The organism is Streptomyces sp. NPDC053755, assembly GCF_040677675.1.
Classification (GTDB): domain Bacteria; phylum Actinomycetota; class Actinomycetes; order Streptomycetales; family Streptomycetaceae; genus Streptomyces.
Map to the genome: position 1 here is coordinate 113,049 of NZ_JBFASK010000010.1, position 16,213 is coordinate 129,261.

Here is a 16,213-nt window from a genome sequence, read left to right on the forward strand (position 1 = left end):
GTGTGGGGGCCGGAGCCGCCTGGTCACGTCCGTCAGGTCGGCGGAGGGGGAGGCGGGTCCTGCCTCTTGTCCGTCGCGCCGAACCGGTCGCCGACGTGCCGTTGTGCCTGGTCGACCTGATCGACGTACTTGTTGCCGGTCTTCTTGTCGACCATGTCCCCGGCGCGATCGACCGCCTGCTGGGTCTTGTCCGGGTGCTGGCCCATCATCTCTTTGAGCTTGTCCATGATCCCCATGCGTCCAGACTCCTTCGGAAGGGGACATACAGCGCATTCGACGCTACGCGCCCTCCGCCGTCTCCGCACTCCGGAGGATCGCCCCGGCCGTCGGTCCCGGGAGACCCTGCCGCTCTGTGGCGGCCCCCGGGGGGTCCCTCACTAGGATCCCGGCGTGCCCAGCTACCGCAGGATCCCGCCCCTGGCCGCACTCGCGACCGCCGCCCTCGTCGCCTCCGGCTGCACGACGCCGCCGGACGGCCCGCCCGCCGAAGGCGCCCCCGGGAGACCCGGATCCGCGCTCGCCGCCGTGGACACCCTCACCGTCAAGGGCCGCGCTCCCAGGACCGGCTACGACCGGGAGAAGTTCGGCCGCGCCTGGGCCGACGTCGACGGGAACGGCTGCGGTACCCGCGACGACATCCTCAAGCGCGACCTCACCGACGTCCGCTTCACGGACGGGCGCTGCAAGGTCGCCTCCGGGGTCCTCGCCGACGACCCCTACACCGGTGGCCGCGTCGACTACGTCAGGGGTCGCAGCAAGGTCGACATAGACCATCTCGTGGCCCTCTCCGACGCCTGGCAGAAGGGCGCGCAGAAGTGGGACGCGGAGAAGCGCCGCCGCTTCGCCAACGACCCGCTCAACCTCCTCGCCGTCGACTCCGGCGCCAACCGCCGCAAGTCCGACGGCGACGCCGCGACCTGGCTTCCGGCGAACAAGGCGTACCGCTGCGTCTACGTGGCCGGACAGGTCGCGGTGAAGAGGAAGTACGGGGTGTGGGTCACCGGCGCCGAACGGGACGCCATGAAGCGGGTCCTCACCACCTGCCCCCAGCAGAGGCTTCCCTAGGGGCGGGGCCGTGTCCGGAAGGTCTCGCCCGGGTCGCGGCGGCCGGCTCCGGCCTGAAGCCGCTGCGGCAGGGGCCGGGTTCGGGGGGCGCGAAAACCGGTTGGGGCCCGCGGGGGAGGTGGTTAGCCTGCCCGGATGGAGCTGAACATAACGACCCTCGCCGAACGTCCCGAACTTCAGGGGCCGATGTGGCAGATGCTCGACCTGTGGCCGGAGTTCATGCTCCACGACCCGATCGGCTGGGCCAACATCGGCCGGATCGTCGCCGAACTGCCGGAGTACGTCCTCGTCGCCACCGACCCCGACGGCAAGGTCGTCGCGCGCGCCTTCAGCGTCCCGTTCCAGCTGCGGGCCGAGGGCCGCGGCGACCTGCCCGCAACCGGCTGGGACCAGGTGCTGCTGTGGGCCTTCTCCGACAGGCGGCACGGACGGATTCCCGACACCGTCAGCGCCATCGAGGTCACCGTCGCCACCGGCATGCTGGGACGGGGGATCTCGGCCAGGATGCTGGCCGCGCTGCGGGAGAACGCCAAGCGCCACGGGTTCACCGAACTCGTCGCGCCGGTACGGCCCAACGGCAAGCACCTGGAGACCGGCACGCCCATGAGCGAGTACGCCTTCCGCACCCGCGAGGAGGACGGTCTGCCCCACGACCCCTGGCTGCGGGTCCACGTCCGGGCGGGCGGCACGGTGGAGGCCGTCGCCCCGGTCTCGATGACGATCGCCGCCGCCTTGGAGGACTGGCGCAAGTGGACCGGTCTGCCCTTCGACACCGACGGCCCGGTCGAGGTCGAGGGTGCTCTGGAGCCGGTGCACTGCGACGTCTCGCGCGGCTACGCCGTCTACGTCGAGCCGAACGTCTGGGTCCGCCACCGCCTGTGAACGGCGACGGCGCCGCCACCGGCCGGTGTGAACGCCACCGCCTGTGCACGGCGACGGGGGTGTGAGGGCCGTCCCCCTCCGGCGGCCCTCACACCCCTGCGTCCCCCGTTCCCCGACTCCTACTTCGTGTCGTCGAGGACGTCCTTGGCCGGCGGAGGCGTGGCCACGACCGGCTTGCCGTAATCGGTGAAGGTGATGGTCCCCGGCTCCTCGCCGCCTGCCGTCACGATCTTCAGGATGTGCGGTTCGCCCTCCGTGGCCACGTAGAGCGTCGTCTTCTCCTTGTCGAACGCCTGGGTCAGCATCAGTGCCTTCCTGCCGCCGACCGTGGTCTCACCGCTCTTCACGGAGAGGTCGACGCCCTGCTCGAAGTCGGCGAGGAGGGCCTTCAGGTCGCAGAGTTCGAGGCTGTCCTTCGCCTCCGGGTCCGTCACGGGCGTCTTCACCCAGCGGCCCTTCAGCTCCTTGAGCATGGCCTCCTGGACCTCGGCGGGCTCACTCTTGGCCTCCTCCCGCAGGAAGGCCTCGTCGAAGCGGAGGTAGGCGACCTTGTCGTCCGCCTTGACCAGCTCCGCCGTGCCCGTCGGACCGACCGTCAGGGTGCCGGCGCACTTGGCCTTGGTGTCGACCGACAGGTACGCCTTCATCGGCCCGTCGGTCGTCTTGACGGCCAGGTCGAGCGTGACGGAGTCGGCGGTCCTGGTGGCGGTGATCGCCTTGGCGGCGATCTTCGGACCGGTCAGCGCTCCGAACGGGCCGGCGGCCTCGGGGGCGTCGGAGAAAGGTCCGCAGGCCGCGGCACCGAGCGCGAGGGCGGCACAGAGCGCCGCGGCGAGCGCGGTCCGACGGGTGCGGGGGTGGGTGGTGGCAGACATGAAGGGTTCTCCGGGGATGGTGTGCGACCGGTACGAGGGTGCGGACGGGGGCGGGAGCGGGAGAGCGGGCCGGGGCCGTCGGTCAGGGGGCGGGAGCGGGAGAGCGGGCCGGGACCGTCGGTCAGGGGGCGGGGGCCGGGGTGCGGCCTCGGAGGGTCAGCGGAGCGTCAGCTCCCACTGGGAGGCGTTGTGCTCCAGGCCCGGGCTCACCTCGACCGTGAGGTTCCCGGCGGCGGCCGGGGTGTCGAAGGCGAAGGTGACCGTGGCCTTCCTGCCGGGCAGGACCGTGCCGTCGAAGCCGCTGCCGACCTTCTCGTCGAAGATCTGCTCGGCGGTGACGCCGTCCTTGCCCGCGCGGGCGGCCAGCGTGGCCAGGGTGGGGTCGAACGCCTTCTTGCCGCCGTTCTCGATCACGACGGTGACCTGGTACGCCTTGTTGCCCTCGGTGTGGCCGACCGCGTACTCGCTGGGGGAGTACGCCTTGGGCGCGGAGACCGTGATCCTCAGCCCGTCGTCGTAGACGGAGGAGGCACCGGCCGTGAGGGCCTTGGCCTTGCCGCCGGACGCCCCCGGCTGCTTCGACGCGGGGTTCTTCGGCGCGGCGTCCTTGACCGCCTTGTCGATCTCGTCGACCGCGTCGCTGACCACCGTGAACGTGATCACCGCGCCGACCACCGAGAGGATCAGGGCCGCGAGGCCCAGGACGGCGCCCGTGACGGTCACGCCCTTGTTGTTCGCCTGACCGCGCGTCACGCGGCCCTTGCCGACGAGGCCTAGGACGAGGGCGATCAGGCCGAGGATGCCCGCCAGCCAGAACAGGAACGGAATTAACCCGGAGACCGTGCCGATGATGCCGAGGACCAGAGCCGCGGTGCCCAGTCCGTTGCGGAAGGCCGCCGGGGCCGGCGCGGGATGGAAGTGCGTGGTGTCGTACGACATGACTGTGTCCTCCCGGACCGATCGGCTGGCTGGAGCGATGGATCAATAACAGCAGAGCTTGTGAACCGAGTCAACACGGTTCACGCGTTTTGCTTCGGCTCACGTCGTGAAGGGGTGTGCCTCGCGTTCGTCGGTACTATCGAGCGCCACAGCGACGACAGCAGGGCAACGAGGGGAGTCGGTCAGTGCCGGAGCGCGCGACAGAGGTGACCGCCGCCGGGATCGCCCGGCTCGCGGGGGTGGGCCGGGCTGCCGTGAGCAACTGGCGCCGCCGCCACCCCGACTTCCCGCGCCCCGTGGGCGGCACGGAGACCAGCCCCTCCTTCGCCCTCGCCGAGGTCGAGGACTGGCTGCGCGCCCAGGGGAAGCTCGCCGAGGTCCCCCTGCGCGAGCGGGTCTGGCAGCAGGTGGCCGGCCACCCCGAGGGCGCCGTCACCGCCCTCGCCCACGCGGGCGCGGTCCTGCTGCTCGTGCGCGGCCGCGCCGCGGCGTGGCCGACGCTGGCCGCCGCCCCCGACGAGCGGCTCGCCGCGACCCTGGCCGTCGCGCTCGAGGAGACGCTCACCGAGCGGTTCGGCGCCGAACGGGCCGTCCGCACCCCCACCGCCGCCGACCTCGTCCCGTCCGTCCCCCTCGTGCGCGGGGCCGCCGACCTCGCCGCGGAGACCGGGGCCCGTCAGGCCTTCGAGTTCCTCCTCGGCCGGCACCTCGACGCCAACCCGCGGCAGTACACGCTCACCCCGTCCGGCCCGGCCGCCCTGATGGCCGCGCTCGCCGCCACCGGCACCCAAGGGCCGGTCACCGTCCTCGACCCCGCCTCCGGCACCGGCACCCTGCTGCGCGCCGTCGAGCTCCCCGGCGCCCTCCACGGCCAGGACGCCGACCCGGACCTGGCCGCCCTGACCGCCCTGCGCCTGGCCCTCGCCTGCGACGCCGACATCCGCGTCCGGGCCGGCGACAGCCTGCGCGCCGACGCCTTCCCGGACCTCGCGGCGGACGCCGTGCTGTGCCACCCGCCGTTCAACGAGCGCAACTGGGGCCACGAGGAACTGGCCTACGACCCGCGCTGGGAGTACGGCTTCCCGGCCCGTACGGAGTCCGAACTCGCCTGGGTCCAGCACGCGCTGGCCCGCCTCCGACCCGGAGGCACGGCCGTCCTGCTCATGCCGCCCGCCGCCGCCTCCCGCCGCTCAGGCCGCCGGATCCGCGCCGACCTGCTGCGCAGGGGCGCCCTGCGGGCCGTCGTCGCCCTGCCCGCCGGCGCCGCGCCGCCGTACGGCATTCCGCTCCACCTCTGGGTGCTGCGCAGGCCCGTCCCCGGGGCCGGGGCCTCCCAGGAGCTCCTCGTCGTCGACACCACGTCCCTCGCCGCCGACCAGCAGGGCGGGGCGGGCCGCGACAGGCTCGACTGGCAGACGGTGCACACCGCCGTCCTCGACGCGTGGCTGCCGTTCGCCCAGGACGGCACCGTCGAGCCGACCCCCGGCGCGAGCCGGGCCGTGCCCGTCATCGAACTCCTCGACGACGACGTCGACCTGGCCCCCGCCCGCCATCTGCCGTCTCCGGCCGCCGCGGGGGGCGCGGCGGACCTGGCGCGGGTCCGCGACCGGCTCGCCGAGACCCTCGGCCGCACTGTCGCCCTCGCCCCGCCGCCCCCGCCGTCCGCCCCCGCCGACCCGGCCGCCGCCCGCCCCACCGGCGTCACCGTCGGCGAACTCGCCCGCGCCGGAGCGCTCGAACTCCGCGCCGGAGGCGCGGGCGGCGCCGCCGGAACCCCGGCCCCGGCGGGTCCCGGCGGGGCCGCCCGCGAGCAGTCGGTCCGGATGCTCACCGAGCACGACGTGTTCGCCGCCCAGCCCCCCTCCGGCACCCTCCCCGACGGGCTGCCCGACGAGCCCGTCCTGCTCCGCGCCGGCGACGTCGTCGTCCCCGTCCTCGGCGGCGGTTCCGTCGCCCGGGTCGTCGACGCCGCCACCGCCGGCGCCGCCCTCGGCCGCAACCTCCAGCTGCTGCGCCCCGACCCGGCCGCCCTCGACCCCTGGTTCCTGGCCGGGTTCCTGCGGGGCACCGCCAACAACCGGCAGGCCAGCAGCTACGCCTCCACCGCCACCCGGCTCGACGTCCGCCGCCTCCAGCTGCCGCGCCTGCCGCTCACCGAGCAGCAGCGGTACGGCGAACGGTTCCGGGCGCTCGTCGAGTTCGAGGACGCCCTGCGCCTCGCGGGGCGGCTCGGCGAGCAGCTGGTCCAGGGGCTGTACGACGGGCTGGCGGACGGCACCGTGGCCCCCTGAGGCCCGCGCCCCGATCGGTTCGGCAACGGTTCCGTACAACCCGGGAGCCGTTGTCGCTGTCGGTGTATACGCTCGGACCCGCAACCGATCCAGGTGACCAGGAGCAGGAATGTACGGCCCCGGCTATGAGCCCCCGGCACCTCCGCGTGCCCTCCCGACGTCCGTCGTCGTGCTCCGTGTGCTCTTCGCCGCACTTCCGTTGTTCAGCTGCGGGTTCCTGACCTGGGCGACGATGGTGCGGCTCGCGGTCGTGACACGCCGCACGTCCGACTGGATCCTGTGCGGGGTGTCGGCGGCCCTCGTGATCACCGGCCTGGTGCTGATGCCCGACGACATCGAGACGACGAAGGCGGACGTCGTCGTGGGCGGGATCCTGCTCAACGCCCTTCTGTTCACGGTGTACTTCCTCTACGCCGACATCCGGCACGACAAGGTGCGCCGCCTGGGGCCGGCGGGGGCCTCGCCCTACGCGACGACGGTCCCGCAGCACGGGACGGGATACGGCTACCCGCCCGCGTACCCGCAGGCGCAACCCCGGCCGCAGGTCCACCCGCAGCCGCCCGTGCCGCCGCAGGCCCAGCCCCACACGCAGCCCCAGCCCCAGTCCCAGCCCCCCACGCAGCCCCAGCCCCAGTCCCAGCCCCCCACGCAGCCCCAGCCGCAGGCCAACCCCCGCATCGACCAGGTCCGGGCCGAGCTGGACGAGCTGAGCCACCTCCTCCGTAAGGACGAGGGGAAGTGAACGGACGCGTCATCGGCGGCCGTTACGAACTGTCCACGATCATCGGCCAGGGCGGCATGGGCCAGGTCTGGACGGCGTACGACGGGCGGCTCGACCGCCGTGTCGCCGTCAAGCTCCTGCGCCCCGACCACATGGCCGCCGCCACCGCCGCCGCCGAGATGCGGCGCCGCTTCGTCCGCGAATGCCGGGTCACCGCCCAGGTCGACCACCCCGGCCTTGTCACCGTCCACGACGCCGGAAGCGACGGCGACGAGCTGTTCCTGGTCATGCAGTACGTCGAGGGCGCGGACCTCGCCGACCACCTCGCCGAACACGACCCGTATCCGTGGCCCTGGGCGGTCTCCGTCGCCGCGCAGCTGTGCGCGGTCCTGGCCGCCGTGCACGCGGTGCCGATCGTCCACCGCGACCTCAAGCCCCGGAACGTCATGGTGCGCCCCGACGGCACCGTCACCGTCCTCGACCTCGGAGTCGCCTCCGTCCTGGACACCGACACCACCCGCCTCACCCACACCGGTTCACCGATCGGCAGCCCCGCCTACATGGCGCCCGAACAGGCGATGGGCGGCGCCGTGGGCCCGTACACCGACCTGTACGCGCTCGGCGTCCTGCTCCACGAACTGCTCAGCGGGAACGTGCCGTTCGCCGGCTCCACCGCCCTCGGCGTGCTGCACCGGCACCTCTACGAGCCGCCGGTGCCGGTCCGCCGGCTGCGCCCCGAGGTGCCCGAGGCGCTGGAGGCCCTCGTCCTGCGGCTGCTCGCCAAGGACCACCGGCACCGGCCGTCCGACGCGCACGAGGTGTACGAGGCCCTGCTCCCGCTGCTGCCCGCGCGCGGGATCCCCTCCGGACCGCTCGACCCGACCCGCCCCTTCCTGCGCCCGCACGCGCCGTGGCCCGACCGCGCCTCCGCCCCGCCGCCGCCTCCGGTCGCGCCCCCGGTCGCCCCGCCCGTCTCCCGCCCGGACGTCGCCGCCGCCGTCGACGAGGTCAAGCGGCTGCTCGGCGAAGGGTCGATCACCCAGGCCGTCGACATCCTGGGTGGCATCCTGCCCGCCGCCGCGGCCGAGCACGGCGAGCACTCGCCCGTCGTCCGCATCCTGCGCAAGCAGTACGCCACGACGCTGATGGACGACGGCCAGTACCGCCGCGCCCTGCCGGAGCTGCGCCGTCTGGCCGAGGACCGCACGGCGGAGGCGGGACCGGCGGATCCGCAGACCCTGCAGTTCCGCTACGACGCGGCCCAGTGCCTGGAACAGCTCGGCGAGACCGCGTCCGCCCTCGCGGAGTACCGCGCCCTCCTGCCGTACGTGGACGGCGGCACGGACCCGTCGCGCGCCTTCGACATCCGCCGCCGGATCGGCAACCTCCTGCTGGCCATGGGCGACCACACGGCGGCCCACCAGCACCTCCAGGTCCTGCTCTACGACACCGAGCGCGCCTACGGCCCGTACCACGCGGTCCCCACCGAGCTGCGCCGTGCGCTGGCCCGCCAACAGCAGATGGGTCCGCACGCCTGACGGGGTGTGACGGCGGTCACGGCCCCCAAGATCGTCCGCGGGTGATGATGCTCGCCGGCCCGGCGGCCCATCCCGTCGCCGCGTCACGGGGCGGGCGTGCGAGTGCGCGCGCCCGACGGCCCGCCACTTCGCCGCAGGAACGAGATCGAGGACACGTGACCACGCAGAAGCACGCGAAGCACCGCGGATACCGAACGATGGGCGCGTCGCTCGCGCTGGGCGCCCTCCTCATGGCCACCCCGGCGGCGAGCGCGGAGCCGGTCACGGCGGTCACCACCGGGCCGGTGTTCAACGACCCGTCGGGCGACACGACCGCCCAGGGGCGGATCCTCAGCCACCTGGGGCGGCTCGTCGACGGAGCCGAGCCGGGGTCGTCCATCCGGATGTCGCTCTACCTCTACGGATCGCAGTGGCTGACCGAGCGCCTGCTCGCCGCCCACGCGCGCGGGGTCACCGTCCAGGTGGTCCTCGACAACGACACCGCCGGTTACCCGGCCGTCGCGAACCTGAGGAACGGGCTGAGCGGGGAGTCCTGGGTACGGATCTGCAAGGCGGAGGAGGCCTGTCTCGCCAAGGACCCCGGCACCACGGCGGCGGACCCGAACGGCTGGTACGACAACGTCAACCACAACAAGTACTTCCTGTTCTCCCGCACCAAGGGCAACGGCACCGTCCCGGTGGACGACGTGGTGGTGCAGTCCTCCGGCAACCTCATCGAGCAGGACCGCACGAAGCTGTGGAACGACGCGATGACGGTGGCGGGCAACAAGGAGCTGTTCGACGCGTACGCGGCCTACTTCGCCGACCAGGCCGACGCCGCCGCCGGCCGGATACCGCAGGTCGACGAGTACGCCCACGACACGCAGGCCGGCAAGGCCAAGGTCTACTTCTTCCCGCGATCCGGCACGGACCCGGTCGTCAACGTCCTGAAGACGGTGGCCCAGCCGGTCGGGACGGCCGAGCCCTGCCACGGCAACGCCCCGGGCTTCGGCACCTCCGACGGCCGGACGAAGATCCGGATCGCCCAGGGCCACACCACCCGGCCCGAGGTGGCCGAGCAGCTGTGGAAGCTCGCGGACGCCGGCTGCCACATCGACATCGTCTACGGCAAGCTCGACAACTGGCCGATCGACGCCGCGAAGTACCCGCTCCGGGTGTCCGAGTGGCTGACCAGGCCCACCGCGAAGGGGCGCATCGTCCTGCGTCAGCTGCACAACGACCAGAGCGGTGGCACGGCGACGCACACCAAGTACCTGCTGATCGAGGGCGCGTACCTCGGCGGCGCGAACAAGAAGATCGTCTTCACCGGCAGCCACACGTACACGGGCATGGCGCTGAAGGTGAACGACGAGGCGATGCTGAAGTACGAGGACCCGGCCGTCTTCGACGCGTACGTCGGGAACTTCGAGGCGCAGCGGGCGGCGGCGGAGTCGGAAGGGCTGTAGCGGGGCGGGCGGCGGCTGACGGGACGACAGAATCACGAGTGGGCATCTGATCGGTGTACGGATCGACAGTGTCCCTTTTGCCTGATCCGTGACATGTAGCGTACGCGTTCGATCATGTACACGTCCTCAAGGAACCCTTATGACTACGCCGCCGCCCGTCACCCCTGAGCAGCCCGCCGCCTTCGGTGAGCCCGTCGCCCCCGCCGAGCCGGCGAAGAAGAAGGGCCTGGGCAAGAAGATCCTCGGCATCGTCGTGGCGATCGCGGTCGCCCTCGGCGTGAAGTTCGGCTACGCGGCCATCAGCGGCGACCTCCCCACGCACGCCGAGGCGGGCGACTGCATCAGCGTCACCGGCCCGGACGACGACCCCAAGGTCGAGACCAAGGAGTGCACCGACAAGGGGCCCGACCTCTACAAGGTCACCAAGGTCCACAAGGGCACCTTCGACGTCAACAAGTGCGGCGAGATGACCGCGCTGGCGCAGGAGTGGGACTACGAGAAGTTCGTCCTCTGCCTGGAGCCCGTCAAGAGCTGACGCCCTTACGGGCGATGAGGGGGCCGGACGCATGACGCGTCCGGCCCCTTCGGCGTGGGGCGTCGCTCAGTCCGCCCGCCGTCCGCCGCCCGAACGGCCGCCCGGCCCGCCCGGGGGCCCGCGCCAGGAGCGCGGCCAGGACGAGCGCCGCCACCGCCCCCGTGACCAGGCCCGCCCGCAGGCCCGGCGGACGGAAGGCGCAGACCACCGCGGTCCCGTCGGCCGGGACGGGAGTCGCCACCAGGCCGCCGTACGAGTCGGCCGGGCGGCCCCCGCAGCGCCAGCCCGCGATCCGGGGCGCCGCCAGGACGACCGTGCCGCGCGCGCCGGGCGGGAGCGCGGCCCGCACGCCGGTGTCCGTGACGCTTACCGCCCTCGCCGCCGCCGCCCGCAGATCCGCCACCGCCGTACGCAGGCGCGCCCGGTCCAGGCACTCCACCCGCCCCCGGGCGCCGCGGCCCGTCAGGACCGGCCGTTCGTCCGCCGTGCGCTGGACACCGAGGGAGACCATCGCCGCCCGGCGCTTGGGCAGGCCGCCCGGCAGCTCCACCGTCCGCGCCCCGAGCCGGGCCGTCCCGGCGAAGTCGGGGGCCCACAGGAAGACCTCACGGCCGATCGGGCAGCCCCCGGCCCCGGGGGGTTCGTAGACCCGCGACCCCAGCAGCTGTTCCTGGTTGCGGAACGGAGAAGGGCCGTAGCGAGGCGGGGCGGCGCCCGGGGGCCGGACCGTCACCAGAGGAAGAACCGTTTCGGCATGGACCATGCCGCTGTCCCGCCACCGCGCGCCCACCCCGAACAGCGCGTCCGTGACCGGGTTGTCCAGGCTCAGGAGGTTCCGCCCGCGCGAGGTCCAGCCACCGCCGAGCGCCGCCAGGGTCCGCGTCAGCGTCTCCGGGGTGTGGCTGCTGTAGTAGGCGGCGCCCTGCCCGCCCAGGAGCAGCGGGTCGTTGCCCGCCACCCTGGGCAGACCGGAGTCCGTCCGGTACGCGGGCCAGCCGTCGGCCGCCGCCAGCGCCGCCGCCCGGCGTTCGTGCTCCGCGCCGTACGCCGGGTAGTCGTCGAGGCGGGCCAGGCGCTCCCGGTCTGCCCAGGCCGTGGTCGCCGCCGCCTGCCCGACCAGCGTCCCCGACAGCAGGACGGCCGCCACGACCGTGTACCGCCCGCGCCGGGGCAGGAGCGCCGCCCCGACGGTCGTCGCGCAGCCGGCCGCGCCCAGCGCCAGTGCCCATCCGTGCGCCAGCGGGCTGGTCAGCGCCGCCGCGGCGAGGACCCCCGTGACTCCCGCCCCGCCGAGCAGCGCCCGACGGTCGGGCAGGCCGCGCGCGAGGCCGGTCCAGGCGGCGAGGACGAGGACGCCCGCGAGGACGAACGTCTGCCGGTAGGGGCTTCCGTTCGGCGTGGCGAAGACGTGCCAGAGCAGATGGGTCGGCCCCCACTGCGTCGACATCGCGACCGCCCCCGCCAGACCCGCCCACAGCCACCGCTCCCGCCGTGGCACGTCCCGGCGCAGCGGCAGCGATCCGGCGAGTACCGGCACGGCGGTGAAGACGAAGAGGGCGGGGGTGGAGAAGCTGTACGTCGCGGGCAGCAGACGGGCGAGGAAGTCCGGCCAGGCCGCCGGTGCGAACTCCCTGGTGAGGCCCGGGTAGGCGAGCCGGGACCCGAGGAGGACCGGGACGAGGACGGGCGCGGCGAGCCCGACGCCGAGCCCGGTCGTCGCGGCCGCCCGGCCCAGCACCCGTACGCGGAAGGAGTCCGTCTCCGCGAGGCGGACCAGCAGGACCAGCGCCGCGCCCAGGGTGGCCATGTAGGCGGTGTAGAAGTTCGCGACCCAGCAGACGGCGACCACCAGCGCCCCGAGCAGCGGCCGCCGGCCCTGCCGCACCCACTCGCCCACCACGCACAGCAGCGGGAAGGCGATCAGTCCGTCCAGCCACATCGGGTTGTACGTCGCCTCGGTCACGGACCAGCCGCACAGGCCGTACGCGGCGCCGAGCAGGCCGGCCGCCCACCGCGCACCCGGCCGGGTGCGCAGCAGCAGGGCCGTCATGGCGGCCGCCGCCACCGCCATCTTCAGGACGGTGATCGTGTAGACCGCGTACTCGATGTCCGCGCGCGGGAACAGTCCGACCAGAGGCGCGAACGGGCTGGTCAGATAGGTGCCGAGGTCGGGCAGGAAGCTGGTGCCCCAGCCGGACCGCCAATTGAGGAGCAGGCCGCCGTCGGCGCGGCCGTGCAGCAGGTCCCACAGGTGTGCGTGGTACGGCACGAACTGGTTGGCCAGGTCGTTGACCGCGCGGCGGCGCGGCCCGAAGGGGAAGGCGCGGGCCACGGCGTCCCCGGCGCACACGGCGAGCGCGGTGAGGAGGGCGGCGAGCCCGGCGGCGTGTCCGGCGCTCGCCCGGGCGGCGTCCGGCGCGCTCGCGCGCGCCGTGCGTGCCGGGCCGGTGCCCGGGGCCGGGGACGCGCCGACCGGGCCGGCCGGCTGGGTCCTGGTCTTCATGATGGTTCGAATATGCCAGTACGGGAAACGAAATCGTCTTCCTCCGCGCCCAGTTCACGCGATGGTCGCTTCACCGACACGTCTCGAATCCGCCGTCGACATCCGGCTCGGTTGTCGTTTCTTCCGTGCTGCTCTCGATTGTGGTCCCGTGCTTCAACGAAGAGGAGATCATCGGTCGTTTCCACGACCATGTGACCGCCGAACTCTCCCGTTTCGACGGGGAATTCGAACTGGTCTATGTGGACGACGGAAGCCATGACCGTACGCTCCCGCTCCTGGAGGAGATCGCCGCCTCCGACCCCCGCGCCCGCTACGTCTCCTTCAGCCGGAACTTCGGCAAGGAGGCGGCGATGCTGGCCGGCCTCCAGCATGCCGGCGGCGACGCCGTGGTGATCATGGACGCAGACCTCCAGCACCCGCCGGAGCTCGTGCACCGCATGGTCGCCCTCCACGCCCAGGGGTACGACCAGGTCATCGCCCGCCGGACCCGCACCGGCGACCGGGTGACCCGCACCCTGACCGCCCGCGCCTACTACTGGGCGATCAACCGCCTCGTGGACGTCGAGCTGGTGGACGGCGTCGGCGACTTCCGGCTGCTTTCCCGCCGTACCGTCGATTCGATCCTCGAACTGACCGAGTACAACCGATTCTCCAAAGGCATCTTCGCCTGGGTCGGATTCCGCACCACCACCTTCGAGTACGAGAATGCGGTGCGTGAGGAGGGCCGTTCGAAATGGAGCTTCGGCAAGCTCCTGAACTACGGTCTCGACGGACTTCTCTCCTTCAACAACAAACCCCTGCGGGCCGCCGTCTACCTCGGAATGGTCCTGGTCTCGCTGGCGCTGGCGTACGCCGCCTGGATCGTCGGCGTCGCGCTGGTGAACGGCGTGGACACGCCTGGGTACGTCACCCTGCTCGTCACGGTCACGGCCCTGGCCGGCGTCCAGATGGTCATGCTGGGGCTGGTCGGCGAGTACGTCGGCCGGATCTACTACGAGGTGAAGCGGCGCCCGCACTTCCTGGTGAAGGCGACGAACGCGGGGGTGCCGGCGCAGCGGCGGCGCCCGGAGGAGCTCGTACGGCGATGACGCGGACCCCGGGAACGGCGACGGTGAGGGCGACGGCGTGGCAGGTGGTGCGCTTCGCGCTGGTCGGAGCCGTGAACACCGCCACCTACTACGGCCTGTACCGGCTCCTCGTCCTGTGGCTGCCGTACCTCCCTGCGCACGTCCTCGCGTTCGCGCTCTCCATGGTCGGCTCGTTCTTCCTCACCTCGTACTTCACCTACCGCACCCGCCCCACCTGGCGGAAGTTCCTGCTCTTCCCGCTCACCAACGCGGCGAACTTCGTGATCACCACCGTCGGCGTCTACGTCCTGGTCGACCGGCTGGGTGTCGACAGCCGCTACGCCCCCCTGCCGGCCGCCGCGGCGGCCGTTCCCGTGACCTTCCTGCTCTCCCGGACGATCATGCTGCGACCCGACACCACCCGAACGCGTGAGTCGTTGACCGAAACAGTCGCTTCGAAGTAGTGGCCCTGACCACTCCGACTGCCTAACATCGATCACCGCAAGGTCGTTCTACTGACGCACGACCCACGCCGGGAGGCTCCTTTGCACCGCCGCACCGCGCTCTCCGTCTCCGCCGCGCTCCTCGCCGTGGCCCCGCTGCTGGCCGCGTGCGGCAGCGACGCCCACCCGGGGGCCGCCGCCGTCGTCGGCGGTGAGCGGATCGAGGTGTCCAGCCTCCAGGCGCAGGTCCGGGACGTACGGTCCGCCCAGCAGAAGTCGCCGCAGGCCGCCGAGCTGATCAAGGCCACCGGGGACCTCAGCCGCGAGAAGCTCAATGTGATGATCTTCGACCGGGTCGTGGAGCGGGTCGCCGCCGACAACGGCATCACCGCGGGGCGCGGGGAGATCCAGAAGGCCCGCGGCGAGTTCGTCGCACAGAGCGGCGGCGAGGCTCAGCTCGCCGGGATGCTGCTCCAGCAGCAGGGGGTCGCCCCGGACCAGATCGACACGGTCGTCCGCCGGACCGTCCTGATGAACAAGATCGCCGACAAGCTCGGCATCGCCAACACCCCCGAGGGCCAGAAGAAGCTCACCGAGGTCTTCACCGCCGCCTCGAAGTCCCTCGACATCGACGTGAACCCGCGCTTCGGCGCCTGGGACAACGACAAGATCCAGCTCGGCACCTACACCGCGCCCTGGCTGCGCCAGATCACCCAGGAGCCCCAGGCCGTCCCCGCGGGCGCGTAGGCGGCGCGCCTCCGGGACGCGGACCGCGCGGGGCGGCCGCGCACGGGGTGACGGTCCGCGGACGCGGAGCCGGTGCGGGCGGCGGGCCCACGTATGGTCGAAGGGTGAACGCTGAAGCACCCGTCCAGACCGGTCGTGTCGTCCTTCTCACCGCCAGCCACCGCGTGGCCCCCGGGCTGCTGTCCTGGCCCGCGTGGCAGGCGCTGCGCGGCGCCGACGAGGTGGTGTGCGCCGACGAGCGCCACCCCCAGCTGCCCTACCTCCGTGAGGCCGGCGTCACCGTCGAGCACGCCCGTCCCGCCGCGCAGGACCTCGTCGACCGGTGTGCCGGGGGCCGGACCGTCGTCGTCCTGCCGTCCGGCGAAGGAGACCGGGCGCTGACGGACGGGCTCGCCCGGCTCGCCGGCTCGGGCCGGGTCGCCATGCCCGACCTGGAGCTGCTGCCCGGCTCGTACGACCTGCCCGGCGCCCGGCTCCTCGACCTGGTGCAGGTCATGGACCGCATCCGCCGCGAGTGCCCCTGGTCGTCCCGGCAGACCCACAAAGGGCTCGCGAAGTACGGCATCGAGGAGGCGTACGAACTCGTCGAGGCGATCGAGGCCGGCGACCGCGACGAGCTGCGCGAGGAACTCGGTGACGTCCTCCTCCAGGTGGTCTTCCACGCCAGGATCGCCGAGGAGCACGAGGACGAGCCCTTCTCGGTGGACGACGTCGCCGGGACCATCGTCGAGAAGCTGATCCACCGCCACCCGCACGTCTTCGGCGACGCGACCGCCGAGACCCCCGAAGAGGTCAAGGCGCACTGGCTGCGCACCAAAGCCGTCGAGAAGCGGCGCGACTCGGTGACGGACGGGGTGCCCCTCGGGCAGCCCGCTCTCGCGCTCGCCACGAAGCTCGCCGGACGGGTGCGGACGGCCGGCCTGGACGTGAAGCCGCCGACCGGTGAGGGGATCGGCTACGAACTGCTCGCCCTCGCCGCACGGGCGGAGGCGGACGGCGTGGACCCGGAGGCGGCACTGCGGGCGGCCGCCCGCGCCTACCGCGACGCCATCCGCGCGGCGGAGGGCCACCCGGCCTGACGGAGCGGCGGAGAGCGGAGGGCGGAGGGCGGAGGGCCACCCGGCCTGACGGAGCGGCGGAGAGCGGAGGGCGGAGGGCGGAG

The 16,213-nt window shown here is 73.1% G+C and carries 15 protein-coding genes; 11 read left to right on the plus strand and 4 right to left on the minus strand.

Going from position 1 to position 16,213, the window contains the following annotated elements; all coding sequences use genetic code 11:
- Positions 1-32: 32 nt before the first annotated feature.
- A complete protein-coding gene (locus AB0K65_RS13055) occupies positions 33-236 on the minus strand; it encodes an antitoxin (RefSeq protein WP_365715883.1) in 204 nt (67 codons plus the stop codon).
- A 154-nt stretch (positions 237-390) separates the two neighbouring features.
- On the opposite strand from AB0K65_RS13055, the gene AB0K65_RS13060 reads away from it, so the two are divergent.
- Positions 391-1,065 (plus strand): HNH endonuclease family protein, encoded by a 675-nt coding sequence (locus AB0K65_RS13060; protein WP_365715884.1) that lies wholly within the window; start codon positions 391-393, stop codon positions 1,063-1,065.
- 135 nt (positions 1,066-1,200) lie between these two features.
- A complete protein-coding gene (locus tag AB0K65_RS13065; protein WP_365715885.1) occupies positions 1,201-1,947 on the plus strand; it encodes an N-acetyltransferase in 747 nt (248 codons plus the stop codon).
- A gap of 119 nt (positions 1,948-2,066) precedes the next feature.
- Here the strand turns inward: AB0K65_RS13065 and AB0K65_RS13070 are convergent, their stop codons facing one another.
- Both AB0K65_RS13070 and AB0K65_RS13075 read right to left on the minus strand, forming a co-directional pair.
- Positions 2,067-2,822, minus strand: a complete 756-nt coding sequence (locus tag AB0K65_RS13070) for a hypothetical protein (protein WP_365715886.1) — start codon at positions 2,820-2,822, stop codon at positions 2,067-2,069.
- A 156-nt stretch (positions 2,823-2,978) separates the two neighbouring features.
- Positions 2,979-3,761 carry a DUF4190 domain-containing protein gene (locus tag AB0K65_RS13075; protein WP_365715887.1) on the minus strand — a complete coding sequence of 261 codons (783 nt, stop codon included), beginning with the start codon at positions 3,759-3,761 and terminating at the stop codon, positions 2,979-2,981.
- A 185-nt stretch (positions 3,762-3,946) separates the two neighbouring features.
- Here AB0K65_RS13075 and AB0K65_RS13080 point away from each other — a divergent pair, with 185 nt between their 5' ends.
- The 5 genes from AB0K65_RS13080 (at position 3,947) to AB0K65_RS13100 (ending at position 10,291) form a co-directional block, all read left to right on the plus strand.
- On the plus strand, positions 3,947-6,052 hold the full coding sequence (locus AB0K65_RS13080) for an N-6 DNA methylase (protein WP_365715888.1): 2,106 nt from the start codon (positions 3,947-3,949) through the stop codon (positions 6,050-6,052).
- Between the two features lie 169 nt (positions 6,053-6,221).
- Positions 6,222-6,794, plus strand: a complete 573-nt coding sequence (locus AB0K65_RS13085; RefSeq protein WP_365715889.1) for a hypothetical protein — start codon at positions 6,222-6,224, stop codon at positions 6,792-6,794.
- Positions 6,791-8,311: a serine/threonine-protein kinase gene (locus tag AB0K65_RS13090; protein WP_365715890.1), complete on the plus strand. Its 1,521-nt coding sequence runs from the start codon at positions 6,791-6,793 to the stop codon at positions 8,309-8,311. Before AB0K65_RS13085 ends, AB0K65_RS13090 begins: the two co-directional genes overlap by 4 nt.
- 155 nt (positions 8,312-8,466) lie before the next feature.
- Entirely contained in the window at positions 8,467-9,756 is a 1,290-nt protein-coding gene (locus AB0K65_RS13095; RefSeq protein ID WP_365715891.1) for a phospholipase D-like domain-containing protein, read from the plus strand.
- Positions 9,757-9,895: 139 nt separating this feature from the next.
- Positions 9,896-10,291, plus strand: a complete 396-nt coding sequence (locus AB0K65_RS13100) for a hypothetical protein (protein ID WP_365715892.1) — start codon at positions 9,896-9,898, stop codon at positions 10,289-10,291.
- On the opposite strand, the gene AB0K65_RS13105 is transcribed toward AB0K65_RS13100, so the two are convergent.
- Positions 10,281-12,794 (minus strand): YfhO family protein, encoded by a 2,514-nt coding sequence (locus AB0K65_RS13105; protein WP_365715893.1) that lies wholly within the window; start codon positions 12,792-12,794, stop codon positions 10,281-10,283. The genes AB0K65_RS13100 and AB0K65_RS13105 overlap by 11 nt on opposite strands.
- A 125-nt stretch (positions 12,795-12,919) precedes the next feature.
- Between AB0K65_RS13105 and AB0K65_RS13110 the strand changes: the two genes are divergently transcribed.
- The 4 genes from AB0K65_RS13110 to AB0K65_RS13125 all read left to right on the plus strand — a co-directional run bounded on the left by AB0K65_RS13110 (position 12,920) and on the right by AB0K65_RS13125 (position 16,130).
- A complete protein-coding gene (locus AB0K65_RS13110) occupies positions 12,920-13,882 on the plus strand; it encodes a glycosyltransferase family 2 protein (protein ID WP_365715894.1) in 963 nt (320 codons plus the stop codon).
- Complete coding sequence (locus AB0K65_RS13115; RefSeq protein ID WP_365715895.1) at positions 13,879-14,325, plus strand: GtrA family protein; 447 nt, start codon at positions 13,879-13,881, stop codon at positions 14,323-14,325. Before AB0K65_RS13110 ends, AB0K65_RS13115 begins: the two co-directional genes overlap by 4 nt.
- An 81-nt stretch (positions 14,326-14,406) precedes the next feature.
- Positions 14,407-15,051: a SurA N-terminal domain-containing protein gene (locus tag AB0K65_RS13120; protein ID WP_365715896.1), complete on the plus strand. Its 645-nt coding sequence runs from the start codon at positions 14,407-14,409 to the stop codon at positions 15,049-15,051.
- Positions 15,052-15,155: 104 nt separating this feature from the next.
- Positions 15,156-16,130: a nucleoside triphosphate pyrophosphohydrolase gene (locus tag AB0K65_RS13125; protein WP_365715897.1), complete on the plus strand. Its 975-nt coding sequence runs from the start codon at positions 15,156-15,158 to the stop codon at positions 16,128-16,130.
- The last annotated feature ends 83 nt before the right edge of the window (positions 16,131-16,213 follow it).

Excerpts from the sequence above, each read along its gene's own strand:
- AB0K65_RS13065 (WP_365715885.1), top strand. The coding sequence starts at position 1,201 with ATGGAGCTGAACATAACGACCCTCGCCGAACGTCCCGAACTTCAGGGG.
- AB0K65_RS13055 (WP_365715883.1), bottom strand. The coding sequence starts at position 236 with ATGGGGATCATGGACAAGCTCAAAGAGATGATGGGCCAGCACCCGGAC.
- AB0K65_RS13075 (WP_365715887.1), bottom strand. The coding sequence starts at position 3,761 with ATGTCGTACGACACCACGCACTTCCATCCCGCGCCGGCCCCGGCGGCC.
- AB0K65_RS13070 (WP_365715886.1), bottom strand. The coding sequence starts at position 2,822 with ATGTCTGCCACCACCCACCCCCGCACCCGTCGGACCGCGCTCGCCGCG.
- AB0K65_RS13105 (WP_365715893.1), bottom strand. The coding sequence starts at position 12,794 with ATGAAGACCAGGACCCAGCCGGCCGGCCCGGTCGGCGCGTCCCCGGCC.
- AB0K65_RS13115 (WP_365715895.1), top strand. The coding sequence starts at position 13,879 with ATGACGCGGACCCCGGGAACGGCGACGGTGAGGGCGACGGCGTGGCAG.
- AB0K65_RS13100 (WP_365715892.1), top strand. The coding sequence starts at position 9,896 with ATGACTACGCCGCCGCCCGTCACCCCTGAGCAGCCCGCCGCCTTCGGT.